The sequence below is a fragment of the Bradyrhizobium ivorense genome (genome assembly GCF_900696085.1).
Taxonomy (GTDB): domain Bacteria; phylum Pseudomonadota; class Alphaproteobacteria; order Rhizobiales; family Xanthobacteraceae; genus Bradyrhizobium; species Bradyrhizobium ivorense.
The window spans coordinates 1-23,917 of sequence record NZ_CAADFC020000006.1; the positions used below are offsets into that span (position 1 = coordinate 1).

The 23,917-nt window shown below is 61.5% G+C and carries 26 protein-coding genes and 3 pseudogenes; 15 read left to right on the forward strand and 14 right to left on the reverse strand.

The window, feature by feature from the left end:
• From tnpB to CI41S_RS10075, 6 genes and pseudogenes are all read right to left on the reverse strand, one after another.
• A partial coding sequence (gene tnpB / locus CI41S_RS10050) for an IS66 family insertion sequence element accessory protein TnpB (RefSeq protein WP_139858810.1) occupies nt 1-241 on the reverse strand: 241 nt, incomplete at its 3' end.
• Between the two features lie 29 nt (nt 242-270).
• A complete protein-coding gene (gene tnpA, locus CI41S_RS10055) occupies nt 271-693 on the reverse strand; it encodes an IS66-like element accessory protein TnpA (protein ID WP_139481344.1) in 423 nt (140 codons plus the stop codon).
• A gap of 542 nt (nt 694-1,235) precedes the next feature.
• Nucleotides 1,236-1,697 (reverse strand): hypothetical protein, encoded by a 462-nt coding sequence (locus CI41S_RS10060; RefSeq protein ID WP_139858811.1) that lies wholly within the window; start codon nt 1,695-1,697, stop codon nt 1,236-1,238.
• Between the two features lie 77 nt (nt 1,698-1,774).
• Nucleotides 1,775-2,215, reverse strand: coding sequence for a DUF5658 family protein (locus CI41S_RS44180; RefSeq protein ID WP_139858812.1), 441 nt, complete (start codon nt 2,213-2,215; stop codon nt 1,775-1,777).
• A gap of 488 nt (nt 2,216-2,703) precedes the next feature.
• Nucleotides 2,704-2,978: pseudogene (locus CI41S_RS44185) on the reverse strand (hypothetical protein); the annotation flags it as partial.
• A gap of 434 nt (nt 2,979-3,412) precedes the next feature.
• Entirely contained in the window at nt 3,413-3,883 is a 471-nt protein-coding gene (locus tag CI41S_RS10075) for a hypothetical protein (RefSeq protein ID WP_139858813.1), read from the reverse strand.
• Nucleotides 3,884-4,286: 403 nt separating this feature from the next.
• Between CI41S_RS10075 and CI41S_RS45135 the strand changes: the two genes are divergently transcribed.
• On the forward strand, nt 4,287-4,583 hold the full coding sequence (locus tag CI41S_RS45135; protein WP_172627978.1) for a hypothetical protein: 297 nt from the start codon (nt 4,287-4,289) through the stop codon (nt 4,581-4,583).
• A gap of 160 nt (nt 4,584-4,743) precedes the next feature.
• Here the strand turns inward: CI41S_RS45135 and CI41S_RS10085 are convergent, their stop codons facing one another.
• The 4 genes and pseudogenes from CI41S_RS10085 to CI41S_RS10100 form a co-directional block, all read right to left on the reverse strand.
• On the reverse strand, nt 4,744-4,965 hold the full coding sequence (locus tag CI41S_RS10085) for a LuxR C-terminal-related transcriptional regulator (protein ID WP_139858815.1): 222 nt from the start codon (nt 4,963-4,965) through the stop codon (nt 4,744-4,746).
• Entirely contained in the window at nt 4,959-5,384 is a 426-nt protein-coding gene (locus CI41S_RS10090) for a hypothetical protein (RefSeq protein WP_139858852.1), read from the reverse strand. The genes CI41S_RS10085 and CI41S_RS10090 overlap by 7 nt, the downstream gene beginning before the upstream one ends.
• Before the next feature lie 161 nt (nt 5,385-5,545).
• Nucleotides 5,546-5,809, reverse strand: coding sequence for an alpha/beta hydrolase family protein (locus tag CI41S_RS10095; protein WP_139858816.1), 264 nt, complete (start codon nt 5,807-5,809; stop codon nt 5,546-5,548).
• Nucleotides 5,810-6,132: 323 nt separating this feature from the next.
• Nucleotides 6,133-6,318, reverse strand: a pseudogene (locus CI41S_RS10100) (SDR family oxidoreductase); the annotation flags it as partial.
• A gap of 122 nt (nt 6,319-6,440) precedes the next feature.
• On the opposite strand from CI41S_RS10100, the pseudogene istA reads away from it, so the two are divergent.
• Nucleotides 6,441-7,931 (forward strand): annotated as a pseudogene (gene istA, locus CI41S_RS10105) (IS21 family transposase); the annotation flags it as partial.
• Nucleotides 7,932-7,939: 8 nt separating this feature from the next.
• The gene (gene istB / locus CI41S_RS10110) at nt 7,940-8,803 is read left to right on the forward strand and encodes an IS21-like element helper ATPase IstB (protein WP_139858818.1); all 864 of its coding nucleotides are present in this window, start codon (nt 7,940-7,942) and stop codon (nt 8,801-8,803) included.
• A 244-nt stretch (nt 8,804-9,047) separates the two neighbouring features.
• Here istB and CI41S_RS10115 read toward each other — a convergent pair whose 3' ends face one another.
• The gene (locus CI41S_RS10115) at nt 9,048-9,644 is read right to left on the reverse strand and encodes a MarR family winged helix-turn-helix transcriptional regulator (RefSeq protein WP_139858819.1); all 597 of its coding nucleotides are present in this window, start codon (nt 9,642-9,644) and stop codon (nt 9,048-9,050) included.
• Between the two features lie 142 nt (nt 9,645-9,786).
• Between CI41S_RS10115 and CI41S_RS10120 the strand changes: the two genes are divergently transcribed.
• The 12 genes from CI41S_RS10120 to CI41S_RS10175 all read left to right on the forward strand — a co-directional run bounded on the left by CI41S_RS10120 (nt 9,787) and on the right by CI41S_RS10175 (nt 21,302).
• Nucleotides 9,787-10,305, forward strand: a complete 519-nt coding sequence (locus CI41S_RS10120) for a flavin reductase family protein (RefSeq protein ID WP_139858820.1) — start codon at nt 9,787-9,789, stop codon at nt 10,303-10,305.
• Between the two features lie 21 nt (nt 10,306-10,326).
• Nucleotides 10,327-11,796, forward strand: a complete 1,470-nt coding sequence (locus tag CI41S_RS10125; RefSeq protein ID WP_139858821.1) for a 4-hydroxyphenylacetate 3-hydroxylase family protein — start codon at nt 10,327-10,329, stop codon at nt 11,794-11,796.
• Nucleotides 11,797-11,811: 15 nt separating this feature from the next.
• Nucleotides 11,812-12,192 carry a cupin domain-containing protein gene (locus CI41S_RS10130; protein WP_139858822.1) on the forward strand — a complete coding sequence of 127 codons (381 nt, stop codon included), beginning with the start codon at nt 11,812-11,814 and terminating at the stop codon, nt 12,190-12,192.
• Nucleotides 12,193-12,347: 155 nt separating this feature from the next.
• Nucleotides 12,348-13,634 carry an ABC transporter substrate-binding protein gene (locus CI41S_RS10135; protein WP_139858823.1) on the forward strand — a complete coding sequence of 429 codons (1,287 nt, stop codon included), beginning with the start codon at nt 12,348-12,350 and terminating at the stop codon, nt 13,632-13,634.
• Nucleotides 13,635-13,678: 44 nt separating this feature from the next.
• The gene (locus CI41S_RS10140; RefSeq protein WP_139858824.1) at nt 13,679-14,578 is read left to right on the forward strand and encodes a branched-chain amino acid ABC transporter permease; all 900 of its coding nucleotides are present in this window, start codon (nt 13,679-13,681) and stop codon (nt 14,576-14,578) included.
• Nucleotides 14,578-15,501 carry a branched-chain amino acid ABC transporter permease gene (locus CI41S_RS10145; protein WP_139858825.1) on the forward strand — a complete coding sequence of 308 codons (924 nt, stop codon included), beginning with the start codon at nt 14,578-14,580 and terminating at the stop codon, nt 15,499-15,501. The genes CI41S_RS10140 and CI41S_RS10145 overlap by 1 nt, the downstream gene beginning before the upstream one ends.
• Complete coding sequence (locus CI41S_RS10150; protein WP_139858826.1) at nt 15,498-16,244, forward strand: ABC transporter ATP-binding protein; 747 nt, start codon at nt 15,498-15,500, stop codon at nt 16,242-16,244. Before CI41S_RS10145 ends, CI41S_RS10150 begins: the two co-directional genes overlap by 4 nt.
• Complete coding sequence (locus CI41S_RS10155; RefSeq protein WP_139858827.1) at nt 16,244-16,936, forward strand: ABC transporter ATP-binding protein; 693 nt, start codon at nt 16,244-16,246, stop codon at nt 16,934-16,936. Before CI41S_RS10150 ends, CI41S_RS10155 begins: the two co-directional genes overlap by 1 nt.
• Nucleotides 16,920-17,603: a DUF2848 domain-containing protein gene (locus CI41S_RS10160; protein ID WP_139858828.1), complete on the forward strand. Its 684-nt coding sequence runs from the start codon at nt 16,920-16,922 to the stop codon at nt 17,601-17,603. Before CI41S_RS10155 ends, CI41S_RS10160 begins: the two co-directional genes overlap by 17 nt.
• Nucleotides 17,604-17,609: 6 nt before the next feature.
• On the forward strand, nt 17,610-18,938 hold the full coding sequence (locus CI41S_RS10165) for an amidase family protein (RefSeq protein WP_139858829.1): 1,329 nt from the start codon (nt 17,610-17,612) through the stop codon (nt 18,936-18,938).
• Between the two features lie 1,156 nt (nt 18,939-20,094).
• Complete coding sequence (locus CI41S_RS10170; RefSeq protein ID WP_139858830.1) at nt 20,095-20,847, forward strand: SDR family oxidoreductase; 753 nt, start codon at nt 20,095-20,097, stop codon at nt 20,845-20,847.
• Between the two features lie 65 nt (nt 20,848-20,912).
• Complete coding sequence (locus CI41S_RS10175; RefSeq protein ID WP_139858831.1) at nt 20,913-21,302, forward strand: cupin domain-containing protein; 390 nt, start codon at nt 20,913-20,915, stop codon at nt 21,300-21,302.
• A 151-nt stretch (nt 21,303-21,453) separates the two neighbouring features.
• On the opposite strand, the gene CI41S_RS10180 is transcribed toward CI41S_RS10175, so the two are convergent.
• From CI41S_RS10180 to CI41S_RS10190, 3 genes are all read right to left on the reverse strand, one after another.
• Complete coding sequence (locus tag CI41S_RS10180; RefSeq protein ID WP_139858832.1) at nt 21,454-21,930, reverse strand: tautomerase family protein; 477 nt, start codon at nt 21,928-21,930, stop codon at nt 21,454-21,456.
• Between the two features lie 80 nt (nt 21,931-22,010).
• Nucleotides 22,011-22,976: a DMT family transporter gene (locus tag CI41S_RS10185; protein ID WP_139858833.1), complete on the reverse strand. Its 966-nt coding sequence runs from the start codon at nt 22,974-22,976 to the stop codon at nt 22,011-22,013.
• 86 nt (nt 22,977-23,062) lie between these two features.
• Nucleotides 23,063-23,914 carry a helix-turn-helix domain-containing protein gene (locus tag CI41S_RS10190; RefSeq protein WP_139858834.1) on the reverse strand — a complete coding sequence of 284 codons (852 nt, stop codon included), beginning with the start codon at nt 23,912-23,914 and terminating at the stop codon, nt 23,063-23,065.
• Nucleotides 23,915-23,917 lie beyond the last annotated feature (3 nt).

Here is a 23,917-nt window from a genome sequence, read left to right on the forward strand (position 1 = left end):
TCGCCGGCGACATGCGCATCACGCCGTCCGCGATCGTTGGCCAAACGAACTTGCAACCTTCGAGGCGTTTGTGCACCAACACCAGGCCCGTTCGGTCCCAGACCAAAATCTTGATCCGGTCCGCTCGTTTTGATCGGAACACGAAGGCCGCGCCGCTGAACGGATCGAGACCAAGCATCTCCTGCACCTTCGCCGCAAGCCCGTCGTGTCCACAGCGGAAGTCGATCGGCCGCGTGGCCACGTAAATCTTCAGATCAGCACCGGCCGCGATTATCGTGACGCTCGCACCGCACGGATCACCCGGGATAGCTGGTCAGCATCAATGGCCGTATCCGTCCGCAGCACGACATCGCCGATCGCGATCTCAAGCTTGATCGCCGGAACCTGACGCTCCTCCGACGCATCTTCCACAACCAGCGGCGCAAACGTCGGTGGAGACGCCTCGCACGGCGGCAACATACCTCGTTGTCGAAGCCGCCGTCGCCAATCGTAGACCTGCCAGCGCGTCGCTCCGTGCTTGCGCGCCACCTCGGATACCTGGGCGCCGGGTAACAGACTCTCGGCGGCGATCCGAGCTCTCTCAGCTTCCGACCGCACACGACGTCCTGACGGCCCTTCAAGGATCTCCAGCCGGCTCACCGACCCCGCCGATGAGCCGTCCAAATGGACGTCCTTTTTGCTGTCCAATCCCATCCCAAACCTCCGTACAAGCCGGAGGCTTCTTCGCATAGCTACCCAGATCCCGAAGCAAGGGTTCCGGCTAAGCGCTTACGACGCCCCTTCGGATAATGAAGCTAAGAAGCGCCTATAAGGCAGGAATCACGCCAAAGCAAAGCACCTTTAGCTTGGTTCGACCTCGGCCGGACGGCGGCATGAGGCCGCATCAGGGATGGGACTTGGCCGCTGCAATAGGAACGGAGGTATATGCAATCAACGAGCCGTGGGATCGCCACGGGGGCCACGATCCAGCTACGAACTCAGGTGGCATTGACGTCTCAGAACTGTTTCCCGGCCAGCAGGCGTTTCCATTTTTCGCCAGCGGCATCGCGACAGTCGCTCAGGTAGCGGCCAACTTCGGCGCATCGGCATTCGCTCACGATGTGCCGTTCGGGTTTGTCGCTTGGGACGTTGTCGAATGAACGCGTAGCGCGCTGCGTGAGCAAGATCGAGGTTCATGCCTGATGCCGACGCCGCGCGACAAACATTGGGCGGCGTTCTCAATCACCGGGGCCAGATTACCAAGGCGGCCGAGCGCCATGAGGAGGGCGCTCGGGTACGGGCCCTGCAACCTTGGAAAGTAAGTCTTGGCGGAGCGATGATGGCATCCCGAGCACCCCTGACATTTGTCTCAAGAAATCTGCCGGGAACAAGGTCGTGCTTTCGAGCTTCTCCCAGCGTTTGTTACGATACGCAAAGGTGGTCACGACAATCGTGCTGCTCGCGAGATTTGGCTGCAGGTAACTGACGAAAATTCCAGGATAGGTTATCCCTCCGATAGTTCCTTTCGGCCAAATTAGAAAAGTCGAGGGATTGGGTTTGGTGATCCAACGTTGTGTCGCCCTGAGCTCGTCAAGCGCGCTAACGATGCTTTCGAGAAGCACCTTTGGGGCTCGGCGCGCATCAAGCCCGGATTTGATGACCGAACTGGCGAAATACCCAACGGCACCGAGTAGAACGAAGGCCAATAACGGGTTCATTTCTACCTCCCTGTTGGTATAGCGAAATCAACGATCCCGATCGGACAGGTGGCGAGCTTTTAGAGGACCAAAAAGAATCAACTCGTGCCAGCGATGATGAGAAGGTTGTTCAGTACTGGCGTACAGCAGAACGCCGCCACGATAGCGATGTTGTAAGGGTTGTTGCTGCGCCAAAGCAGAAACATCATAAAATAGGTCAAACCGAGCTTGGGGATCAGCCACCAAGGGCCGAGCCATGTCTGAGCGACGTGCATGAACGGGTTCAGCTCGCCGAGGCCGAGATTGAGGATCGTGTTCGTGGTGTAGAGGTCGGCGACTCCGAGGAGCAGGACGGCCAGCACCAGGAATGTCTTAGCGACGTAACGCGGCCCGAGAATGATCTCGTAAGCGAATGCGACGCCCTCGGGGTCGTTTTTCTTAAACCAAACTTGCGCGGTATGGTTGGTTGCAAAGACCCTCAAGTGTTCTGGGTCGCCAACGATTTTGCTTGTGTCGGTATAGATCCAAATTTTAGCCATGCGGCTTTCCGCCCCTCTCGTCGAGTGCGTTGTCGGCTATGCTGCCCTCCGCCATGGCCTCTACAGCGTCAATAAGGCGCTGCCGCGTTGCCCGAGCTTTGATCGAGCGAAATGCTCGCAGCAGTCGGAAAAGATCTGCGGCGTCTTGAGCGAGCTGCTCCTTCGTCAAAACAAGCCCCGAAACAAAATGAAACAATAGGGCAAATCTACCGATGGCCAGCTGCGTTGCAATTGGGAGATGGGCCACCCGTGGTTCTACGGGGCTCGAAACCCGCGTTGGATGTCAGCGCGGCCCGCTTATCGAAGCTGTTGGGAGTGGCGGGCAGCGAGGCCCCGTGGGGTTTTGTGGGCTTCGGAGCCTCGCCTTACGCCGGATCTCGAACCCTTGGAGGGTGCCGAGAGGAGGAATTGAAGAGACTTCCTGCGTGGCCGTCTTTAACCTGCGTTAGCTCTGAAGCGAAGTGTGCTCCATCAAGCCTGCGCGGCGCTTATCGCTCTCCCGGCCACCAGGTCGACGGCGGGTTCATGGTGGAAATCTTGGTTGTCCGCAGTGCCACCAGATGGCTGCGCTTGAACGGATGGCCGTGCTGGCGCGAGCAGTCCTTGCAGCGCATGTAGCGCTCCAGTTCATGGATCGGCGTCCACTTCGGCCGTCTGACGATGTCGAGGGCGACCGTCTGGTGAGTCTCGCACCCTGGCACTTCACTTCGAGATAGCGGTAACCGGCGTTCAGGGCGTCGCCCAGAGCGGGGGACGCCGCTGCGGACGTCATCGAGCAACTCGATCAGCCCCTCTCGGCGTTCGATGCGAAGGCCACTGCGGCCTTCGTCCGCGTAGGTGCGAACGATCACGAGATCGCGTTGCGCGGCATAGACCGCGATGGCGGCAGCCTGGTTCTGCGTCGAGTAGCGCTAATGGTCGGTCGACATCCGGACGTATTGAGCGGCGCGGCCGACGCGCGTCGGCGACAGCAGATCGGACCGCGGGCGTGCGATCAATGCGTTGGCCATGGGATTGCCCCAAAAGACCGCGGCTGCTTTGAGCCGGAATGCGAGAGTTTTAGCAGGACACTCAGTTCGGGCCAGCAATCAAGGTCCACATTCCTTTGAGATGGCTGTCTCGAGTGCCGGCACCCAGGCCTTGTAACCTTTGGCGTTGAAATGCTTGCCGTCGGTCATCTTGGATCCCGATGGCAGTTCAGGATCGACAAATTGAACGCCGCGGGCGGTTGCGGCTGCCCCCGATCGCAGCGTTGGTACGCGCGTCGGCGACGGCGGCGACCACTGGTGGCCGCGTCGACAGCGGTTTGACCATGTCGATAAGCTCAGCGAAATCGCGTTGCACCGTGGCCGATCCTACATCATTCGCCCCGACGGTCAGGGCGACCAGGAATGCGCCTTTTGGGCCAAGCAGGCGCGTGGCCAATCGTCGCCACAGCTCTCTCGGCAGTGGGGCCATCTCGGTTATGCTATCGCCGAGGACGACGATGGGAGCCGCGGCATCCGCGAGCGCGGCGCGTATCATGAATTCGCGCACGTCGGCGTGATCGTGAAAGGTGCGCTGAGACACCTCGCCAAAGCGTTTGCGCATCCTCTGTAATTCAGTGAAGGAGGCGACAAAACCGACCAGAAAAACGACAGTCAGTATCCAGGGGAGCGCGCGGTGCATGGCGCTCAGCTACCATTGGCTGGAGAGCCTTAGCAAGATTCAGCGACGTGATGCGGCTGCGCTAATTAGTCTTAGTTACCCCTGCGGTATGCGCAGAAAGCCGCCTCCGCCGTTTGGCTACTGGCCGCTGGGTGCAGGTGAGCGGATTATGCGCGAGCTTCGGGGACAAAAGCTTAACGCAAGTTATAGTTCCGCTCGCGAAACTCAGATCGCGATTGTCAACGTCTTGATCCAAATCAAAACTGCTCGGTGTGAGAGGCAAAAGCTCTGAGTGGGGCGCCCTTTCTCAGTGGGCACGCCTCACGGAATGGGCACCCCAAACTTTAGGGAGGAAATGCCATGCTCCGATGCCTTCTCGCTGTCTTAGCAGCGCTCGTTCTTATCACTGTGAGTCTCATCCCCGATGAAGCCTTCGCTCGCCGTGGCGGAGGTGGAGGGTTCCGTGGCGGCGGTGGATTTCACGGCGGTGGTATGCGTGCCGGTGGCTTCCACGGCGGCGGGATGCGAGCTGCCCACGTTCGCGGTGGCGGATACCGAGTGGCGGGCGGCCGCTATGGTGTTGCCGGCCGCGGCTATGGATATCGACCGATACCGGGTCGCCCCGTCGCGCGAACGGCAGTTCGACGAGGGGCCTACCGGAATGCCGCTTATCGCGGGGCTTACAGAGGAGCGGCGTATGGTGTGGGTGCCGCAGCTGTAGGCGCCGCCGCAGCCGGAGCCTACGGCTATTACAACAGCGGCTGCTATTACGACGCCTATGGCAGTTATGTCTGCCCAGGCCAGTATCCCTACTCAGGATATAGGTACTGATCGAAACTGAGTGAGACGGCGGTCGCCACTGAAGCTGCTGCCGTCATCACTCAAAATTTGCTCCGCCCGCGTAGATCCGGCCAAGCCGCTTGTTCTTCGGCGATGGTCCTGAGCTGATGCTGCGACCGAATTTGCAAGCTGTCCATCAGCCTTTGTCGCTGCAAAGCAATTTGATCTTCTCTGCCACCGATCTCAACAGCGATTTGCCCGTCCGTTTTTCCTTGCGCCAAGCGCCTAAGCAATTTCTTTTCACGTGGGGATAGGATCAGCATGGGCGATACATCGCCTTCAAAACCTTTCCCGGAAGAATTATCGTTCGGGATGTCAGACCACCGCGATCGGCGATCCACTGCTGCACAGGCTTTGGATACAAAGAGTAGAGCTTCTGGGTCGCCTGAAGGTTGGTGACAGGACGTCCACGTGGGCCGAAATCCCAGGCCGCGTGGAAGGCGAGTTTCGCCTGCGGCGTCACGCAGATCTGGTTCCAAGGGATGGTCAGCACAATCGTGCAAGCCGATGCACACAATCCATCGATGATGACAGATTGGCCTGACTCTCGCACCACGTCGTACTTGTGCAAATATTTCTCAATCAGCCCGCCGCGATCATTCTTAATCCATACCGCGGCATCGCTCGCGTTTGATCCGATCAGCAAGAATGCAGCGATAGTCAGCTCTAAAGAGCATCTCATGCTGCACCTCAACTCAATAGCCTCCGAGCCCGCCAGCATCAAACCTCTGGGTGTGTTTCCACCGCTTGATCTGGATCAAATTGCGAGTCCACGGCAGCGACCTTCCGTCCAAACAGGAGGGGGGGCCCGTGCACGCCCAGTGTTTTGGACTCCCCGGTGGCTCAGGCGAACAAGTCGGCGCCGGCCTGCTTGATCCGCACGTAGGTTCCGCTTTCGTGAAGCTCGAGCCAGCCGCGCTCGATCGCGAGCTTCAGACCGGCGCTGTACTCCGCCGGCGTGCCCTTGTCCTCGAACAGGAAGGGGCCGTTGATCTTCTCGATGTAGATGCGGGCGTCCTGGATGGGCTCAAAGGCGCGGGCGTGCTCCATCAGGCGACGGGCGGCTTTTTCGGGATCGGCATAGGGGCGGTCGGTCACAGATTTCATCGGGTGTTGCCTGGCGCGCTGTTTGCGCAGGACGGAGCTAACCGAAAAGCCAAGCCAAAGCTTCCCAGAAAAGCCATCCCAAAAAATAAATCCACAGGCCGTTCGCCAACATCAGACATGCTAGGAAGCTCGTCGCCAGCAGTCTTTCTCCAGCAACTCTAAGCCGCCCCCGCGAGCCCCAAAACCTGAACTGCGCTGCGGACGGAGCTGAAAGGTTCTTTTGAGGCTGAAAGCCTTCTCGATCCTCGTCATCGGCACAAGTCGCTGAAACCGCAGCAAATGCGAACGCCCTCCTCCGAGCGCACTATAAACCCACGCTGCGCTCAAAACGTGCCGGGGTAGGCGCCGCCGTCTATGAGGATGTTCTGGCCCGTGACGTAGCCGGCTCGCGCCGAGCAAAGGAAGGCGCACGTCGCCCCGAACTCGTCGAGATGGCCAAATCTTTTGGTCGGATTGGCGGTCCTAACCTCCTCAGTGACCTCTGCGACGCCGCGCGACGAGCTTTTCGCGAGTGAGGTGTCATTCGGCCTGCAATATTGACCCCCTAAGCCGGGGGATCGGCGTCCAAAATTGACCCCCTACAGATTGGTCTGTTGCGCTGCCTGCTTTGGAACGAAGCAGGTGGTGGGGGATGCTGATCGTGGAGACGATTGCCCGGATCCGGCGCGAGCACTTCATCAAGGGCAAGACGATCAAGGAGATCGCCCGTGACCTGAAGGTGTCGCGGAACACGGTTCGGAAGGTGCTGAGGTCGGGAGAGACCTCCTTCGAGTACGAGCGGCAGGTGCAGCCGCGGCCAAAGCTGGGACGATGGGCAGTAGAGCTTGACGGACTGCTGGCGGCGAACGCGGCTAAATCGGCTCGTGAACAGCTGACGTTGATCCGCATCTTCGAAGAGCTGCGCGGTCGCGGCTATGACGGCGGTTACGATGCGGTGCGGCGTTACGCCAGGCGGTGGAGCAAAGAACGCGGGCAATCGACCGCGGCCGCTTATGTTCCGCTGAGCTTTGCGCCCGGCGAAGCCTACCAGTTCGACTGGAGCCACGAGGTGGTCTTGCTGAGCGGCACCACGGTGATGGTGAAGGCCGCCCATGTCCGGCTCTGTCACAGCCGCATGCTGTTCGTGCGGGCCTATCCGCGGGAGACGCAGGAGATGGTGTTCGACGCCCACGACCGGGCGTTCGCCCTGTTCAAAGGCACCTGCACCCGCGGCATCTACGACAACATGAAGACCGCCGTAGAGACGATCTTCGTCGGTAAAGGGCGTCTCTACAATCGCCGCTTCCTGCAGATGTGCAGCCACTATCTGGTCGATCCGGTCGCCTGCACGCCGGCGTCGGGCTGGGAGAAGGGGCAGGTCGAGAACCAGGTCGGGCTGGTCCGAGAGCGCTTCTTCACGCCGCGGCTACGGTTCAAAAACCTCGACGAGTTAAACGCCTGGCTGCTCGACAAATGCATCGCCTACGCCAAGGCTCATCGCCATCCGGAGCTGGTCGATCAGACGATCTGGGAAGTGTTCGAAGCCGAACGCCCCAAACTCGTTCCCTATGCCGGCCGCTTCGACGGCTTCCATGCGGTGACGGCATCGGTCTCGAAGACCTGTCTGGTGCGCTTCGACAACAACAAGTACTCGGTCGCAGCCAGCGCAGTCGGACGACCGGTCGAGGTTCAAGCCTATGCCGATCGCATCGTGATCCGTCAGGATGGACGCATCGTTGCCGAGCACCCGCGATCCTTCGGCCGCGGCGATACCGTCTACGACCCCTGGCATTATGTGCCGGTGCTCGCCCGCAAACCCGGCGCCTTGCGCAACGGCGCTCCCTTCAAAGACTGGGTGCTGCCGGCCGCGATCGAGCGGATCCGGCGCAAGCTTGCCAGCACCGACGATGGCAATCGGCAGATGGTCGACATCCTCAACGCGGTGCTGACGGACGGTCTGCCCGCGGTAGAAGCCGCCTGTGCCGAAGCGCTCGGTCATGGCGTCCATTCCGCCGATGTCGTGCTCAATATCCTGGCCCGTCAACGCGAACCCGCCCCACCGGCCAACATCATGACGCCGGCCGCACTGACGCTCCGTCATGCGCCGATCGCCGACTGTGCCCGCTACGACAACCTCCGGAGGACCATCTGATGGAACGAACCCAAATCTTCGACCTCATGGGCGAACTCAAGCTCTACGGCATGAAGGCTGCCTTCGACGAGATCATGGCAACTGCCGTCAAACGCCAGCACGAACCTCAGCGCATTGTCGGCGACCTGCTCAACGCCGAGATCAACGAGAAGCAAGCCAGGTCGATCAAATACCAGCTCACCATTGCCAAGCTGCCGCTTGCCAAGGACATCGCCGACTTCCAGTTCGACGGCACGCCGATCAATCAGACTCTCGTCAATGATCTCGCCGGCGGCGGCTTCATTGCCCAACAACGCAACGTCGTGCTGGTTGGCGGCACCGGCACAGGCAAAACCCACCTGGCCATTGCCATCGCCAGAAGCTGCATCCGATCCGGGGCCCGCGGCCGCTTCTTCAACGTAGTCGACCTCGTCAATCGCCTCGAGACCGAGACCCGCAACGGACGGCAAGGACGGCTCGCCGAGCATCTGACCCGGATGGACTTCATCGTGCTAGATGAACTCGGCTATTTGCCCTTCGCCCAGTCCGGTGGCCAGCTTCTCTTCCACCTCGTCAGCCGGCTCTATGAGCGCGCCTCTGTCATCGTGACCACCAATCTCGCCTTCGGCGAATGGCCGAGCGTGTTCGGCGACGCCAAAATGACAACCGCGCTGCTCGACCGGTTGACCCATCACTGCGACATTGTCGAGACCGGCAACGATAGCTGGCGGTTCAAGAGCCGAGACGACGATCACGCCACCCGCGCTCGTCTCGCCTCCGCTATCCCGGCCAGCTCCGACGAGACGAGCGCTACCAGCAAAGCCCGCCGCGCAAAGGGGTCAAAATTGGACGCCGATGAGGGGTCAAATTTGCAAGCCGATTGACAGAGCAAGTAAGCTACTGACATTCTTGGTGGGCCCGGCAGGACTCGAACCTGCAACCAGACCGTTATGAGCGACGGGACAACGATCTGGTCGGTTGATTTCCCTTGGCTTTTGTTTGTCTTCGTTCGCGTTTGTGGTCGTTTGATCAATTCGTTTCTGGTGCGAAACTGGTGCGGCTAGTCTGATCTTCCAGCTTCTGCTTTCTGTATCTTCCGTCTTCGAATTTGAGCTGCGGGACGAGGTGTTATCGACGGCGCCCTTTCTTGCGGGAGTCCGGCCGACTCGCTGCGGAGGCTCGCTGATCCTCCTGCGACTTGAGCGTAGCCTGCACATGTACGGCCAGCTTCAACGCGCTATCAGCGTTTGACGCAAGCCGTGACAGCAGCTGAGCCAGCATCTTGAACTCCTCGCGCGTCAGCATGCCAAACAGCGCGTCGTTGACCGGTCGCTGCAAGGCGGCAAGGCGGATCAATAGGCTCATTCCGTGCTGGGTGAGGGCAAGTTGCACCCGCCGTCCGTCTTCGGGATGAGGGCTTTTCTCGAGCAGGCCGTCCGACACCAGTTTGTTGATCTCATTGGTGACGAAGGCGCCGCTTAAGTACAGCCGCTCGGCGACCTGATTCACGCCCATCGGTTCTTCCGCAGTCGAATTCTTGATCGCGATCAGGATCAGATACTGGGTAGGCGACAGGTCGACGAAGCCTGCGAATATTTCACGGCAGGCCTCCAGGCTGCGTCCGAACGCGAAATAGTCGTAGAGCAGGCCGCGGAGTGTGCGGTCTCCCTCCTTGTCGAGCAACTCAGGCTTCGAGGCCGTCAGCAGCGCATCGGACACGGGCATTCTCTCCGCAAAATCATAGCGTTGGACTCTGCCTAAAGAGCACGCACGCGCTCGGTCAGCAAGGGTATTGACATTTCCAAGTAGCTTTGCCAGAAAGCTATCTGAGAATTATAAATCAGGGCCGGGCGACGAGGCAGTGTCCATGGAGGATCGTGCATTCAGGCGTGCTCTCGGCGAATTCGCCACCGGGGTTGCGGTGGTGACCGCGCGCGGGAAGGGCAAAGAGCTTATCGGCATGACCATGAGTTCGTTCAATTCCGTCTCGCTCGATCCGCCGCTCGTTCTTTTCAGCGTCGACCGCAAGGCGCGCAGCCTGCCTGCGATGCTCGAAGCCAAGGGTTTCGCCGTGAACATCCTGGCGCGTGACCAGGAAAACATCTCCAACCAGTTCGCGCGCGCTCTCTCCAACAAATGGGACCAGGTGAGGACGTCGGTCGGCCATGCCGAGGCGCCGCTGATCTCGGGCGCGATGGCTCATTTCGAATGCGCGCCCTACGCGGTCTACGAGGGCGGCGACCACGTAATCTTCGTCGTCCGTGTCATTAGGCACGCGAGCCGCGCCGAGGACGCTGCTCCCCTGATCTTCTTTCGCGGTCGATACCGCGATCTCGTCGATGAAACCGAGCGCGAGCCGACCTGGCCGCTTCCCATTCACTACTAGTTTCGAACCGGAGAAACTGCGATGCGCAGCGCAAAGGAATATCTGTCAGGCCTGAAGGACGGTCGGACCATCTACATAAACGGCGCCTCGGTCGGCGATGTCACGACGCACCATGCCTTTCGCAATCTCGCGAGCTCCATGGCGGGCCTGTTCGACTTCGCGAGCGCGCCGGAGAACGCGGAACTGATGTCGTTCGACACGGGCGCGGGTCGCGCCAACCGCATCTGGCAGCTTCCGACCTCCTATGCCGAGCTCGTGACGCGGCGCAAGGCGCTGGAGGCGTGGGCCTCGCTGCATGCCGGTTTCATGGGCCGGGCTCCGGACCACGTGGCGTCCTGCATTTCCGGGCTCTACATGGGGCTCGACGTCTTCAAAGCCTATGATCCCGCCCGCGCCGGCGCGCTCGAGAGCTATTACCGCTACGTCCGCGATAGGGATCTCTATCTCACCTACGTCATCATCAATCCGCAGGCCGATCGTTCGAAGGGCGCGGCCGAACAGGCCGATCCATTCCTCACCGCCGGCGTCGTCGACCGTGACGCGGAGGGGATCACGATCCGCGGCGCCAAGATGCTCGCCACCGGCGGCGTGGTCGCCGACGAGGTCTTCGTCACCACCATCCAACCGATGCGTCCGGGCGAAGAGCGTTATGCGATGTCCTTCGCGATTTCGATGAACACGAAGGGCCTCAAGATGCTGTCGCGCAAGTCCTACGAGGATGCGGCGGGTGCAGTGTTCGACAATCCCTTGTCCAGCCGTTTCGACGAGAACGACTCGGTTCTCTATTTCGACGATGTGAAGGTGCCGTGGGACCGGGTCTTCATCGAAGGCAACGTCGAAATGTGCCAGAAGCAGTTTCACGCAACGCCGTGCCACGTCTACCAGAACTATCAGGCCATGGTCCGATTGAGCGTGAAGCTCAAGTTCCTGACCGGCCTTGCGCATCGGACCGCCGACATGAATGGCGTCACCCAGTTTCCGCAGGTGCGCGAAATGCTCGGTCAGCTCGCGGCCGAGACCGGAATGGTCGATGCGCTGGTGGCGGCGATGGAAGCCAAGGGCACGCAGGTCGGCCCCTATTTCGTCCCGGACCGGCACACGCTCTACTCCGCGCAGGTGCTGACGCAGCAGCTTTACGCCCACGTCATCAATACGCTTCGCGAGCTCGCCGGTGGCGGCATGATCATGCTGCCTTCGTCGGTTGCGGACTTCGACAATCCCGAGATCGCGGCCTTGATCGCCAAGACCCAGCAGTCGCCGAAGGCCAATTCGCATGATCGCGTGAAATTCTACAAGCTCGCCTGGGATGCGGTCGGCTCCGAGTTCGGTTCGCGCCACCAGCAGTACGAGATGTTCTACGCCGGTGCGACCTTCGTCACCAAGGGTCACTCCTATCGCACCTACGATTGGGCCGGCGCCGACCGCTTGGTGCAGACCATGCTCGATTCCTACGACCTCAACGGCGTCTCGACCGCCAGTAAAGCCGCCTGAACCAGGAGACCGCTCATGCCCGTCAATAAGAAGCACGACGAATTTTACACGCTCGACATGGCAACCGGTTGGGAAGTGCCGGCCGGCTATCCGGCCGGTATCCAGCAGAAAATCATCTCGGGCGGATTGGACGAAGAGAGGCGAAGCGGGACGCGGACCCGACTGCTTCGCTTCGCGCCCGGCGTCTACACCACAGCGCCATTCTCCCACGAATATTGGGAAGAGGTCTATCTCGTCTCGGGCGACTTGATCGTCGGTAACGATGCGAAGGGCGAGGGTGGCAAGAGCTTTCCGCCGAACACCTATGCATGCCGCCCACCGCACGCGCCGCATGGCCCGTTCAAGTCGGTGAACGGCTGCCTGCTGCTGGAAATGCACTATTTCGATCCGGTGTGATCCGGATCGCTGCCGCACAACATCATTCGACCAGCACAGGGGGAAGAGAAGTCATGACGTCTAGAGGTATCTCTGTCGGAGTTGCGCGTTGCCTATCGTCACTTGAACGGCTCTTCAGGCTGGATTGCGGCCTGCCGCAGCGGAATGTCCGATGGATGGTGGATGGACTTGCCGGGGCACTCGCGCTCGGTGTCGTCGCCTCCACGCCGGCTGCGGCGCAGGACAAGCCGAGCGCGGTGGGACTGGGCATCTTCACGTTCACCTCGGGGCCTGCCGCAGCCTATGGCATGCCAGGGAAGAACGCGGCCGACCTCATGATCGACGAGATCAATGCAAAGGGCGGCATCGGTGGCGTGCCGGTCAGCGCGACCTATGTCGACGAGGCGCAGGGCGCACAGGGTGTGATCGCGGAGTATCGACGGCTCGCCGGGGACGCGAAGAACCAGGTGATGGTCGCTGCCCTGTCGAGCGCGAATTGCCTGGCGCTGGCACCGCTCGCCGAGCAGCTCGAGGTGCCCACCGTAGGCTGGAACTGCGATACCCACCAGCTGCTGATGGACGGCAAGAGCAAATATGTGTTTCGCCCGAACGGCAACACCGTGCCCGAATTCATCGCCTACGCGATGTACCTGCTGGACCGCAAACCCGACGTGAAGACGGTGGCGATCATCAACCCGGACTATGCGTTCGGCCATGACGCGGCAAAGATATTCACAGCGGCGCTGAAAGCCCTGAAGCCGGACGTCGAGATCGTCGCCGAGCTCTATCCGAAGCCCGGCTCGCCGAACTACCAGACCGAAATCTCGCGCCTTGCCACCGCGCGCCCGGACGTCGTCTTCTCAAACCTCTGGGGCGCCGACCTCGAGAACTTCGTGCGCCAGGCGGCGCCGCGCGGGATCTTCACCTCTAGTCAAGTCATCCTCGCGCTCGGCGAGACAGTGCTGCAGCGAGTGCCCTTGCCTGACGGGGTGATCGTCGGTGTTCTCGGCGACGGCTGGTGGATGTCCCCGGACGCCAAGGCGAAGCCGGAGACGGTGAAGTTTGCCGAAGCCTACAAGGCACGCTTCGGCGAGTATCCGGTGTTCCCATCGATCAAGATGGCCAACGCGCTGATCTATGTGAAAGTGGCGTTTGATGCCGCGATGCAGAGGAACGGCGGCAAATGGCCGACGCGTGCCGAGCTCGCCGATGCCATGAAGGGCAGCAAGGTCGAGACCCTGACCGGCACTGCGCAGACGCGGGCCGACAATGATGGCCTCGTCGATCAGATCGTGGGCGTGACCGTGAAGACACCGGCGCAGCAGTTTCCCGTGATCGGTGACATGGTCCGCTACAAGGGCGACGGCCTGATGCCGCAGGTCGGCCAGGATCCGCTCGCGTGGATTGCGACGCTCAAGCCCGAGTTCGCAAAAAATCTGCCGAAGCCGGGCAGCTACAAATAGGTCGGTGACGTTCACCTGATTCCAGTCACGGAAGGCGGAAGCCGATGTCGAATGCAATCATCCCCCTGCTGCTGGACAGTCTGGCCAGCGCCGCGTTGATCTTCTTCGCGGCGGTCGGCCTGACGCTGGTCTTCAGCGTGCTGCGCGTCCTGAACGTCGCCCATGGCAGCCTGTATTCGATTGGCGGCTATGTCGCGGCCTCGATCTGCCTGTTCATCGCGAGCCGCCAGCTCAATCCGTACTTGTCGTTCCTCGCGCTGCTGTTCAGCGCGATCTTCGTCGCGGCGATCTTCGGCCCGCTGATCGAGCGCGGCTTGGTCCGCTGGACTTACGGCAAATCGGAGGCGGTGCAGATCCTGATCACGTTCGGACTCTTCCTCATCCTGGAGGACCTCCAGCGTGTGATCTTCGGCGTCCAGTCCTTCTACGAGGACGCGCCGATGCGATTGCTCGGCGCCACGAGCATCGGCGGCGTCGTCTATCTCAACTATCAGATCCTGCTGATCGCCATGGCACTCCTCGTCGTCGTCGGCCTGCGGCTCCTGATCAATCACACCCGGCTGGGTCGCCTGATCACGGCCGTCGTCACCGACCGCGAGATGGCGCAGTCGATCGGCATCGACACCAACCGGATCTTCATCCTGGCGTTTTCGCTCGGCGTGTTCCTGGCAGCATTGGGCGGGGCGCTGGCGACGCCGACGTCGGGCATCGCGCCGGGGCTCGGGGCCGACACCATGGTGCTCGCCTTTGCGGTTGCAGCGATAGGCGGTCTCGGACAGATCGAAGGAGCCGCATTGGCCTCGCTGATCGTGGGCCTGGCACGCGTGCTGGCGATCTATCTGGCCCCATCGCTGGATGCCGTCGCGCCCTATGCGGCGATGCTCCTCGTTCTCCTGATCCGCCCTTACGGCCTGTTCGGATCGGTCACGGCGCGGAGGATATGATGCCAACGATCATTGCCGCTGCGGCGGTCATCGTTCTCGCGTTGCTGCCTCTGGCGGCGCCTTGGCTTCAGTTCGTTCTGACTCTTGCGATTGCCAAGGGATTTGCCGCACTCGGCGTCGCTGTGTTGCTCCGCGCCGGACTGATCTCGATCGGCCATGCGATGTTCTTTGCCGCGAGCGCCTATGCGGTCGCGTTCCTGGCGCGCGCCGGCGTCAATGATCTTGGGCTGCTGCTGATCCTGTCGGTGCTGGGCGGGGCACTCATGGGCGCCATCGCCGGATCGTTTCTCGTCCGCTATCGCGCGATCTTCTTCGCGATGTTGAATCTTGCGGTCTCTATGGTGTTCTACGCGCTCTGCGCCAAGCTCTACGGTGTCACCGGCGGGACCGACGGCATGGCGGTGCCGGTCCCGGCGGTTTTCGGGATCGTGCTTGGCGAGCCGGCCTTCAAGAGCGTGCTGTTCTATCTCAGCCTGGGGCTGATGGTGCTCGTCGGTCTGGGCGTGCAGCGCTACCTGAACAGCCCGCTTGGTCACGCGCTCTCGGCGGTCCATACCAACGAGATCCGGCTCGAATATCTGGGCATCCCGGTCTGGGCGGTTCTACTGATCGCCTATGTCGTCTCGGCGGCGCTCGCCGGCCTCGGCGGCGCGATCGCCGGCTTTGCGATCGGTCGCGTGGTTCCCGATTTCGCGTTCTGGACCGCATCCGGCCACCTCGTGCTGATCGCCGTGCTCGGCGGCATCGGTGGCGTGCCAGGCGCGTTCATCGGTGCCTTGTTCCTGGAATTGCTGCACAGCGCCGCGGTCACCGTCACCGATTCCTGGAATTTGATCGTAGGCATGACGCTGATCATCGTGATCATGTTCATGCCGCAAGGGGTCCATGGATTGTTCGCGCGCAAGGAGGCGACGAGCCTATGACGCCTCCTATCCTGGAAGCCAGAGGCCTTCACGTCGCATTCAACGGCGTCAAGGCTGCCGACGATGTCAGCATCGCGATCCATGACGGCGAGTTCCTCGCGATTATCGGTCCGAACGGATCCGGCAAGACGACACTGCTCAACATCTGCACGGGCTATATCCGCCCGAGGTCCGGCAGCGTGCTGCTCGACGGCCACGACATCACCCATCTGTCGCCGCGCGCCATCGCGCGCCGCGGCGTCGCCCGCGCATTCCAGATCCCGCAGCTCTTCTCCGCCCAGCGTGTGATCGACAACATGATGCTGGCTCTAGCGGCAACGGGTGGTCTGTGGAGCGCGGTGCAGCCGCTCGAAACGGCGAGACGGCGCGAAGAGGCCTGCGAGTTGCTCGATCTGGTCGGCCTCGCCGGCGACGCTGACCGGATCAGCAGTACGCTTCCGGAAGGCCATCGTAAGCTGCTGGATATCGCGGTTGCGCTGGCCCTGAAGCCCCGGCTGCTGCTGCTCGACGAGCCGACCAGCGGAGTGAGCGCCCTCGAACGCTTCCCGCTGATGGAGGCGCTCATGAGTGCGCTGCGCCAGCGCCGCATCACAGCGCTGTTCGTCGAGCACGACATGGACGTGGTCGCGCGCTACGCGAGCCGCGTCCTGGTGTGGAACGCCGGCAATATCATGGCCGAGGGCCGGCCCGACGAGGTGTTCAGCAATGCGCAAGTGCGCCAACGTGTCGTGGGGGTTGCTTGATGCTCAGGCTCGACAAGGTCAGCGTCTCGATCGAGGGCGTCCGCGTGCTGCGCGGCGTCAGCTGCGAGATCATCGCGCGCAAGACCACGGTGTTGATTGGACGCAACGGCGCCGGCAAGACCACGACCCTTCGAGCAATCATGGGCCTCATCGCACTTGACGAGGGCTCGGTCCGCCTCGATGCCGACGATCTGGCCAGCAGGCCTGCCCACACGCGCGCCCGCGCCGGGATCGGCTATGCGCCGGAGGACCGTCGCTTGATTCCGGAGCTGAGCGTGGAGGAGAACATTCGCCTCCCGGCGCTGGCGCTGAAGCTCGACCGTGCCGAGATCGCGCGCAGGCTCGACGAGATCTACCAGCTGTTGCCCGAATTGCACGTGATGCGCGCCAGGCCGGCCGGCGGCGTTTCCGGAGGGCAGGGGAAGATGGTCGCGCTGGGGCGTGCGCTGACGGTCGCGCGTAAGGTTCTGCTGCTCGACGAGCCGTTCCAGGGTCTGGCACCGGCCCTCGCGCTCGACTACGCGCGAACGCTCGGGGAACTGCGCAAGCACCGACCGGAACTGGCCATGCTGATCACCGAATCCTCGCCCGCGCTGCTCGATCGCATCGCCGACCGGACGCTGCAGATCGAGCGCGGCGAAGTCCTGCCCACACCGACCAAGGATAGGGAATTCCATGTTGCTGCAATTTGAACGCCTCGCGAATGACCGGACCGACCGCATTGCAGTGGAGATAGAGTCCCTCGTCATCGCGGGCTGGGCGGGCAGGGACGCGGCAGCGATCGAGCACCATATCCAGGAGCTGGCTGCGCTGGGCATTCCGCGTCCGTCTACGACGCCGCTCTATTACCGGCTCATGGCGCAAACATTGACCCAGCAAAGCCGCCTAACCGTGCTTGGCCCGGACAGTTCCGGCGAGGTCGAGCCTGTCATTGTCGCTATGGCTGATGGGCTCTGGGTCGGCGTCGGATCCGATCATACCGACCGCAAGGCTGAAGCGTCAGGCATTGCTCTTTCGAAGCAGCTCTGCGGCAAGCCGGTCGGCCCGCGGCTCTGGTCATATGCAGATGTCGAGGGCCATTGGGATGAGCTGGTCCTTCGTTCGTGGGCAACGATCGACGGGGAACGGGTGCTCTACCAGGAGAGCCCGGTCTCCTCGCTCAGGACGCCGCGCGATCTCATCCGTCGCTACACCAGCACGGACATGCTGCCGGCCGGCACGCTGATGTTCTGCGGTACTCCGGGCGCGATCGGCGGCATTCGGCCGGGGACGCGCTTCGAGATGGAGCTGAAGGATCCGGTCCTGAGCCGGTCCCTGATCCATGGCTACGACATCGACGTTCTTCCGGTCGTCTCCTGATCGGCCATGTCAGCAATGCAGGATCGATCGCAACCTTCCGCCGTCGCACGGCTCGAGGCGGCACTTGCGCACATCCATGCGCCGCAAGCAAAGAACGTCTTCACGACGGTCTTCGCAGACGCCGCCCGGTGGGAAGCTGAGGCGGCGGATCGGCGCGCTGCTGCCGGAGCGTCTCGCGGCCCGCTGGATGGTCGTATCGTTTCGGTGAAGGCGTTGTTCAACGTTGCCGGCACGGTTACGAGCTCCGGGTCCGCCGTCCTGCGTCGTCTGCCGCCGGCCAGCGAAGATGCTGAAGTCGTGAAGCGGTTGCGGGCTGCGGGCGCCATCATTATCGGCAAGACGCAGATGACCGAGTTCGCCTTTTCAGCGCTGGGCACGAATCCGCATGATGGGATGCCGCCCAATCCGCGAGATCGTGCCCGCGTTCCTGGAGGGTCGTCATCGGGCGCGGCTGTGTCCGTCATCGACGGTATGGCAGAGCTCGCCATCGGCAGCGACACCGGCGGTTCTCTGCGAATCCCGGCCGCCCTGTCGGGCGCGGTCGGCTTCAAGCCGACCAGTGGATTCGTGCCGACCACCGGCGCATTCTCGCTGTCATCCACGCTGGACACGATCGGTCCAATCGCCGCCAGCGTCGAAGACTGCTTCATGGCTGATCAGGTGCTTTCGGGTGAAGGGGCGCTGTCGCGGTTGCGGCCGGCATCTCCCGGCACGTTCCGCCTTGTGGTTGCCCGCGGACGACTGTTCGATCGATGCGAACCCGAGGTGCTCGCTGCGTTTGAGAAGGGTCTGGAATGCATTCGATCAGGCGGCTTGCAGATCAAGGATGGATCTATCGAGGTTGCGCTCGATGATGTTGCACAGATCGACAAGATTGGCACGTTCCCGTCGATTGAACTCGGCGCGACGGTGCGCAGCTTGGGCGTCTCGGCGCTGGACGGAGTCGATCCTCGAACGCGCGTCCGCATCGAGGCAGGCGCCGGCATTCTCGGCACGGACTATGTGCGCATGGCGCGGCTCCGGCAGGCGGCGATCCGGTCGTTCGAACAGTCTTTCGGCAACAATGAGTTGTTCGTTCTGCCGACGACACCCATCCGAGCGCCGCTTCTCTGCGCGGTTGCGGAGGATGCGGCATTCCATGATCTCAATGGCCTCGTGCTGCGCAATCCGCGCGTCGCCAACTTGCTCGACTGCCCGTCGATCTCGCTGCCGTTGCCGGTCGACGGTCTTCCCGTCGGTCTGATGCTGATTGGCCGCAGAAATGCCGACCGGCGCTTGCTGGAGATCGCGTCCAGCGTGGAAACGCTTCTGCGAGAACGTTTCCATGCTGCCTAACCTTTTCGTGCGAAATGGCCGCCGAATCTACGACAGCTTGGAGAGGCTGTGGCGAGGCCGCCTCTGAAGCCGTATCTTCCGAATTGCCAATGGGATGATGGCGGAACGTTTCTGGTGCGGCACTCCCACCGAGGGCAAAAGGAGATCCGACAACCCGCTGATTTTCGCTGGTGGGCCCGGTAGGACTCGAACCTGCAATCAGACCGTTATGAGCGGTTAGGTACGTTGCGACACTGATTCCAGGACACGGGGTCAGAGGACGCAACCTGACGAGATCGGTTATTGCCTTCGCTGCAGCATCATCGCATGGCTTGCCGACCGTTTCGACATCGACGGTTCCGTCGAAGAACTGACGCAGCAGGTCGTAGATATTGAACGGCTGTGCGAACACCTTGGGAAAGTGTTTCAAGCAGACGTCAATCAGAAACTTCTCTCCGAATGCGCCCACTTCAACGAACTTCTCCCACGCACCGCCCATAAGCTTTGTGGTGGCGTCGTGAACCTCTTTGTCGACGCGCTGTGTTGCTTCTGGAACATCGACCAGTCGCTCGGAGTCATCAAGGTCGTTCGGCTTGCATCGCGCAGCTTCCAGGTCGACAATACGAGCGCCGATGCTCTCGTAGGCTGCGGCCGCGAGCTGAGAGCAGAAATACCCGCGGTCGGATTCCTGACGCAGTCTTTGCCATATTGTGGCGATGGTTCCACGCGTCGAATAAGGCCGGTAAAGTAACTCCCAGACCAAATCGACAAGCTGCGATTGCTGATCAGGCGTCAACCCTTGAGCCCGCCGCACATGGATCTTCGTGTTCGCTTCATAGCTGACGGCGGGCAGGAATAGCCGACCGACGAGCACTGCCACCCTCTTCTGCCAATCGCCGAGTTTTTCGCTGACATCCGCGGGCTTTGGAACGGGCCGTTCGAATTCGTCCCGGCATCGTGGGGCACGCGCTCCCTCTCGACACGCAAATGAGTCGTTCGGGTGGCCGCAAGATCCCTCAGCCCTGTTGACCGATCGCGGACCGCCGGCAAAGCCTCGCGTATGGTATCGTCGAATGCGGCCGGGTGAGTTTTACCTCGCCTCTCGCCCGGCCCGGCGCTTGATGCGCTCGTCATCCCTTGAAGCTAGGAGCACGTCCAACGAAAACGGAGGATCACCATGAAGATCGTTGTGATCGGCGGCACCGGCCTGATCGGTTCGAAGACCGCCGCCATTCTGCGCCAGAGCGGCCACGAGGTCGTGGCCGCCTCGCCCCGCGGCGGTGTCAACACCATCACCGGCGAAGGACTGAAGGAAGCCATGGCGGGCACGCAGGTGGTGATCGACCTCGCCAACTCGCCCTCATTCGAAGACAAGGCGGTGCTGGAATTCTTCGAAACCTCCGGCCGCAACCTTCTCGCGGCGGAGGCCGCAGCGAACGTCCGGCACCATGTCGCGCTGTCGATCGTCGCGACCGACCGGACCGACAACGGCTATTTCCGGGCCAAGGTCGCCCAGGAGAAACTGATCGAGACCTCCAGCATCCCATACACCATCGTCCGCGCGACCCAGTTCATGGAATTCCTCGGAGGCATCGCCGATTCAAGCGTGGATGGTAACAAAGTCAGGCTCCCGCCCATCCTGTTCCAGCCGATCGCGTCGGACGATGTTGCTGCCATGGTTGCCGATGTGGCGCTCGCGCCGCCACGAGGCGGCATCGTGGAGATCGCCGGACCGGAACGAGCTCCGTTTAACGAAATCATCGCCCGCTATCTCAAGGCCGTTGGCGACCCGCGCGAGGTCGTGAGCGATCCCGAGGCCGGATACTGGGGCGGCCGGGTCAGCGAGCACTCGCTCGTGCCGCTCGGCGAGGCCCGCCTCGGCCGCATCGGTTTGGACGAGTGGCTCCGCCGCTCGAAGACAGCGGCCTGATCTCCATGGGAGAAACGCCCGGTCTCTCACGAGCGGATCCCGGCCGACGAACGAAGGAGGTAACCATGACGTTCAAACTTGCGGCATTGGCTCTTCTGTGCCTCGCGGCCGGCACGGCGGTGGCTCAGGAGCCGAAGGTCACCCCGCTGATGTCAAAGGATCTTGCGGAGGCTCCGGGCCGGGAAGCTCTGATGATCACGGTCGAGCATGCACCGGGCGGCTCGAGCACCATCCACCGGCACAATGCACATGCGTTTGTCTACGTGCTGGAGGGCTCGGTGGTGATGCAGCTGAAGGGCGGACAGGAGGTGATGCTGACGCCGGGTCAGTCCTTCTATGAAGGGCCTGCCGACGTTCATGTCGTCGATCGGAACGCGAGCGCCACCCAGCCGGCGAAATTCCTGGTGCTCCTGATCAAGAACAAGGGCGCCCCGGCGCTCATGCCCGCACAGTGACCGGGACGCGTCGAGCAGACATGCCGTGCCGAATTAGGCGGCGTCCCGAGCAAGCCGGAAATCAACTCTATTTCCAGTGCTTGCCGGCCTCGAGAGGTGGTACACGGTGGTGATCGCAAACGTTCGCCGGCCTATTCGCAAATGCCTTGTTTCAAGGGCTTTTCGGAGCGTCCGCGGCCGCCGGGCGGGCCGCGATCGATTGCATGAAGGCTTGATCTTCCGGCGGAAGCGCGGCCGCCCAAGGCGCTTCGTCACCTGGCTCTGGCAGCACATGGCCGAACTCGATCATCTGCCGCGGAGGTAGTTCATTGAGGTACACCCAGACACCCCGATGACTTTCAGCACGCGCCGCCAAAGCCACAGCTTCGGCCATCAGCTTTATCATCCGCGTTTTGTCGACGGCCGCACGTCCGGTTCGGATGTGGCCATACACAAAGATCTGCTCGTGTGTCAGCGGCGTCCCACCCATGAACCAATCGCCGGCGTTTACTTCTTGGAAGATCACTTGCGCGAAAAAGCCAGGTGCGCCTGTAATCTCGCTGTGAATTCTCGTGATCTCGCCCGCGATCCTTGCCTTTTGCCCGGCGGCGAGACGACCGCTGGCACTCGTGCAGAAATAAGTCGGCATCTGATCCTCCTCGAGCTGAATGTCGAGATTCGTTCTGATCCTTCAATAACTGGTCAGTTCTTGCAACGCCCTCACGATAACTACAAATGCTCCGTTCGCTTGCCGAGTTGCAACACAGCTACGCCGGAGAGAACGAGCAGCACGGCGACGCATTCGAGAGCGTCGATGCACTCACCCGCTAGGAGGATGCCGATAACGAGTGAGACGATCGGCGGAATGTAGGTTACGCTTGACGCGGCGAGTGCGCCCAGATTGGCTACTATGAAATAGTAGAAGATATAGGCCAGACCTGTCCCGCAAATTCCAAGACCAAAAACGAGCCCGATCCAGGCGCGGGTATCGCTGAAGACCGCTTCGATCCCGTCAAGGCGGGTCCCCATGACCAAGAAGACCACCGCGAACCCGATCTGGTACGTCGTCAGCGCCGAGGCGGGCAGCTGCAACGGGCTGATGAACTTGCGAGCATAAACGAAGGAGCATCCAATGCTAAGAGAACCCGCCATCATATACGCGATCCCTTCCAGACTAACGTGACCCACGGTTGACCACGGTCGTGCGATGAGAACTACGCCCAAGATGCCGAGAGCGACGCCTGCCGCCTTGGTCACCGTGATGATCTCGTCACGCAGGAACAAGTATGCGCAAATAAACGCAAACAAGGGAATCGCACCGCTCAGCAATCCGGCGATGCTGGACGGAAGAAGTGACGCCCCCTTGGCAAAGGCAAAGTAGTAAATTGCCGTCGCCAAAAGCGACATGACGATGAAGTGATGCGCGTACCGCAGATGCCGCCAACGCAAGGCCCCCTGCCATAACGCGTAGAGCAATACGGTTGGAAACGCGAAGACAGCACGGAGCAGCACGATTTGTGCAGGTGCGATTTCCGCGCTGGCCCATTTCATGAAGATGAAGTTGCTACCCCAGATCACACCGAGGAAGACGAAGGCGAACAGAGCGATCCCCTTCGTCGGTTTCGGGTCGGCGGCATCAGTCCATCGACGCAGAGCAGGTGCTTCCTGCGTCAACGACACCTTCTTTATCGTCATTGGAGTTCTAGCCTCGCCACGCGCTGGCTTCATCCAGCCAAGGCGCGCAACGTGGTACCTGCGGCCAACCCGGTCTTGTCGATTCCTTACCTGGCCGATGACATTTCCGCCGCGAACCGGCCGGGAGTCACCCCCGTAAGTCTTTTGAAATGGCGCGTAAACTGGCTTTGGTCCGAAAATCCTGCGTCGAGCGCCGCCTCGGCCAAACCTATTCCCGATCTCAGCAGCGCCTTTGCCCGTTCAACCCGTAAGCTGACGAGGTAGGAATGTGGCGGCATGCCAGTTCCTGCCGAAAAGGCTCGAATGACCTGTGTACCGGAGACACCTGCAGCCTGCGCAAGGTCGGCGATACTGACCTGACTTTCGGCATTGGCGTGAAGGTAGTCGCGAACGAGGGCCACCGTGCGCGGAGCCGCTCTCGCCCGCCTCGCTACAGGCACGAAATTGCCGTGACGTGCAAACAGTCGTCGAAGAAAGACAGCGATGCGTGTTTGCCGTTCCAACAAGGTTTCTTTGCGTTGCGACGAAACGTGCAGAGCAACGAACTCGCGATAGAGCTCGTGATCGCCGATGACGTGTTGTCCAATACCCCACTCTCCACTTGAGGCAAGGCGGCGTGGCTCTTCCAGTGCGCCCGCAACGAGTGCAGGAGAGGGATAGAACATTCGGTACCGCCAACCTCGTTCGGTTGCCGGCCTTCCTTCATGCACGACGCCGGGATCAATCGTGCACAGCGTTCCCTCAGGCATGATCAGGGATGGTGACCGCCCCGGCTGAAAGTGCTGTCCACCGGCTTCGATGACGCCAATCGCGAATGTCTCATGCACATGGAGAGGAAACACGAAGTCGCGATAATCGGCAAACAGAAATTCTGTGGCCGCGAACGAGTCGTCGGACCACGCAATCGATTGGTTACCGTTCGGTAGCCGGTCGGCCATCCG

What these genes read in the sequence shown, in the direction of transcription:
- CI41S_RS10145 (WP_139858825.1), top strand. Translation starts at nt 14,578, where the DNA reads ATGCCAACGATCATTGCCGCTGCGGCGGTCATCGTTCTCGCGTTGCTG.
- CI41S_RS10185 (WP_139858833.1), bottom strand. Translation starts at nt 22,976, where the DNA reads ATGACGATAAAGAAGGTGTCGTTGACGCAGGAAGCACCTGCTCTGCGT.
- CI41S_RS10190 (WP_139858834.1), bottom strand. Translation starts at nt 23,914, where the DNA reads ATGGCCGACCGGCTACCGAACGGTAACCAATCGATTGCGTGGTCCGAC.
- CI41S_RS10180 (WP_139858832.1), bottom strand. Translation starts at nt 21,930, where the DNA reads ATGCCGACTTATTTCTGCACGAGTGCCAGCGGTCGTCTCGCCGCCGGG.
- CI41S_RS10085 (WP_139858815.1), bottom strand. Translation starts at nt 4,965, where the DNA reads ATGCTGATCCTATCCCCACGTGAAAAGAAATTGCTTAGGCGCTTGGCG.
- CI41S_RS10115 (WP_139858819.1), bottom strand. Translation starts at nt 9,644, where the DNA reads ATGCCCGTGTCCGATGCGCTGCTGACGGCCTCGAAGCCTGAGTTGCTC.
- CI41S_RS10175 (WP_139858831.1), top strand. Translation starts at nt 20,913, where the DNA reads ATGACGTTCAAACTTGCGGCATTGGCTCTTCTGTGCCTCGCGGCCGGC.
- CI41S_RS44180 (WP_139858812.1), bottom strand. Translation starts at nt 2,215, where the DNA reads ATGGCTAAAATTTGGATCTATACCGACACAAGCAAAATCGTTGGCGAC.
- CI41S_RS45135 (WP_172627978.1), top strand. Translation starts at nt 4,287, where the DNA reads ATGAAGCCTTCGCTCGCCGTGGCGGAGGTGGAGGGTTCCGTGGCGGCG.
- CI41S_RS10075 (WP_139858813.1), bottom strand. Translation starts at nt 3,883, where the DNA reads ATGCACCGCGCGCTCCCCTGGATACTGACTGTCGTTTTTCTGGTCGGT.
- CI41S_RS10155 (WP_139858827.1), top strand. Translation starts at nt 16,244, where the DNA reads ATGCTCAGGCTCGACAAGGTCAGCGTCTCGATCGAGGGCGTCCGCGTG.
- CI41S_RS10130 (WP_139858822.1), top strand. Translation starts at nt 11,812, where the DNA reads ATGCCCGTCAATAAGAAGCACGACGAATTTTACACGCTCGACATGGCA.
- CI41S_RS10170 (WP_139858830.1), top strand. Translation starts at nt 20,095, where the DNA reads ATGAAGATCGTTGTGATCGGCGGCACCGGCCTGATCGGTTCGAAGACC.
- CI41S_RS10125 (WP_139858821.1), top strand. Translation starts at nt 10,327, where the DNA reads ATGCGCAGCGCAAAGGAATATCTGTCAGGCCTGAAGGACGGTCGGACC.
- CI41S_RS10135 (WP_139858823.1), top strand. Translation starts at nt 12,348, where the DNA reads ATGGTGGATGGACTTGCCGGGGCACTCGCGCTCGGTGTCGTCGCCTCC.
- CI41S_RS10150 (WP_139858826.1), top strand. Translation starts at nt 15,498, where the DNA reads ATGACGCCTCCTATCCTGGAAGCCAGAGGCCTTCACGTCGCATTCAAC.
- CI41S_RS10090 (WP_139858852.1), bottom strand. Translation starts at nt 5,384, where the DNA reads ATGAGATGCTCTTTAGAGCTGACTATCGCTGCATTCTTGCTGATCGGA.
- CI41S_RS10160 (WP_139858828.1), top strand. Translation starts at nt 16,920, where the DNA reads ATGTTGCTGCAATTTGAACGCCTCGCGAATGACCGGACCGACCGCATT.
- istB (WP_139858818.1), top strand. Translation starts at nt 7,940, where the DNA reads ATGGAACGAACCCAAATCTTCGACCTCATGGGCGAACTCAAGCTCTAC.
- CI41S_RS10095 (WP_139858816.1), bottom strand. Translation starts at nt 5,809, where the DNA reads ATGAAATCTGTGACCGACCGCCCCTATGCCGATCCCGAAAAAGCCGCC.
- CI41S_RS10140 (WP_139858824.1), top strand. Translation starts at nt 13,679, where the DNA reads ATGTCGAATGCAATCATCCCCCTGCTGCTGGACAGTCTGGCCAGCGCC.
- CI41S_RS10165 (WP_139858829.1), top strand. Translation starts at nt 17,610, where the DNA reads ATGTCAGCAATGCAGGATCGATCGCAACCTTCCGCCGTCGCACGGCTC.
- CI41S_RS10060 (WP_139858811.1), bottom strand. Translation starts at nt 1,697, where the DNA reads ATGAACCCGTTATTGGCCTTCGTTCTACTCGGTGCCGTTGGGTATTTC.
- CI41S_RS10120 (WP_139858820.1), top strand. Translation starts at nt 9,787, where the DNA reads ATGGAGGATCGTGCATTCAGGCGTGCTCTCGGCGAATTCGCCACCGGG.
- tnpA (WP_139481344.1), bottom strand. Translation starts at nt 693, where the DNA reads ATGGGATTGGACAGCAAAAAGGACGTCCATTTGGACGGCTCATCGGCG.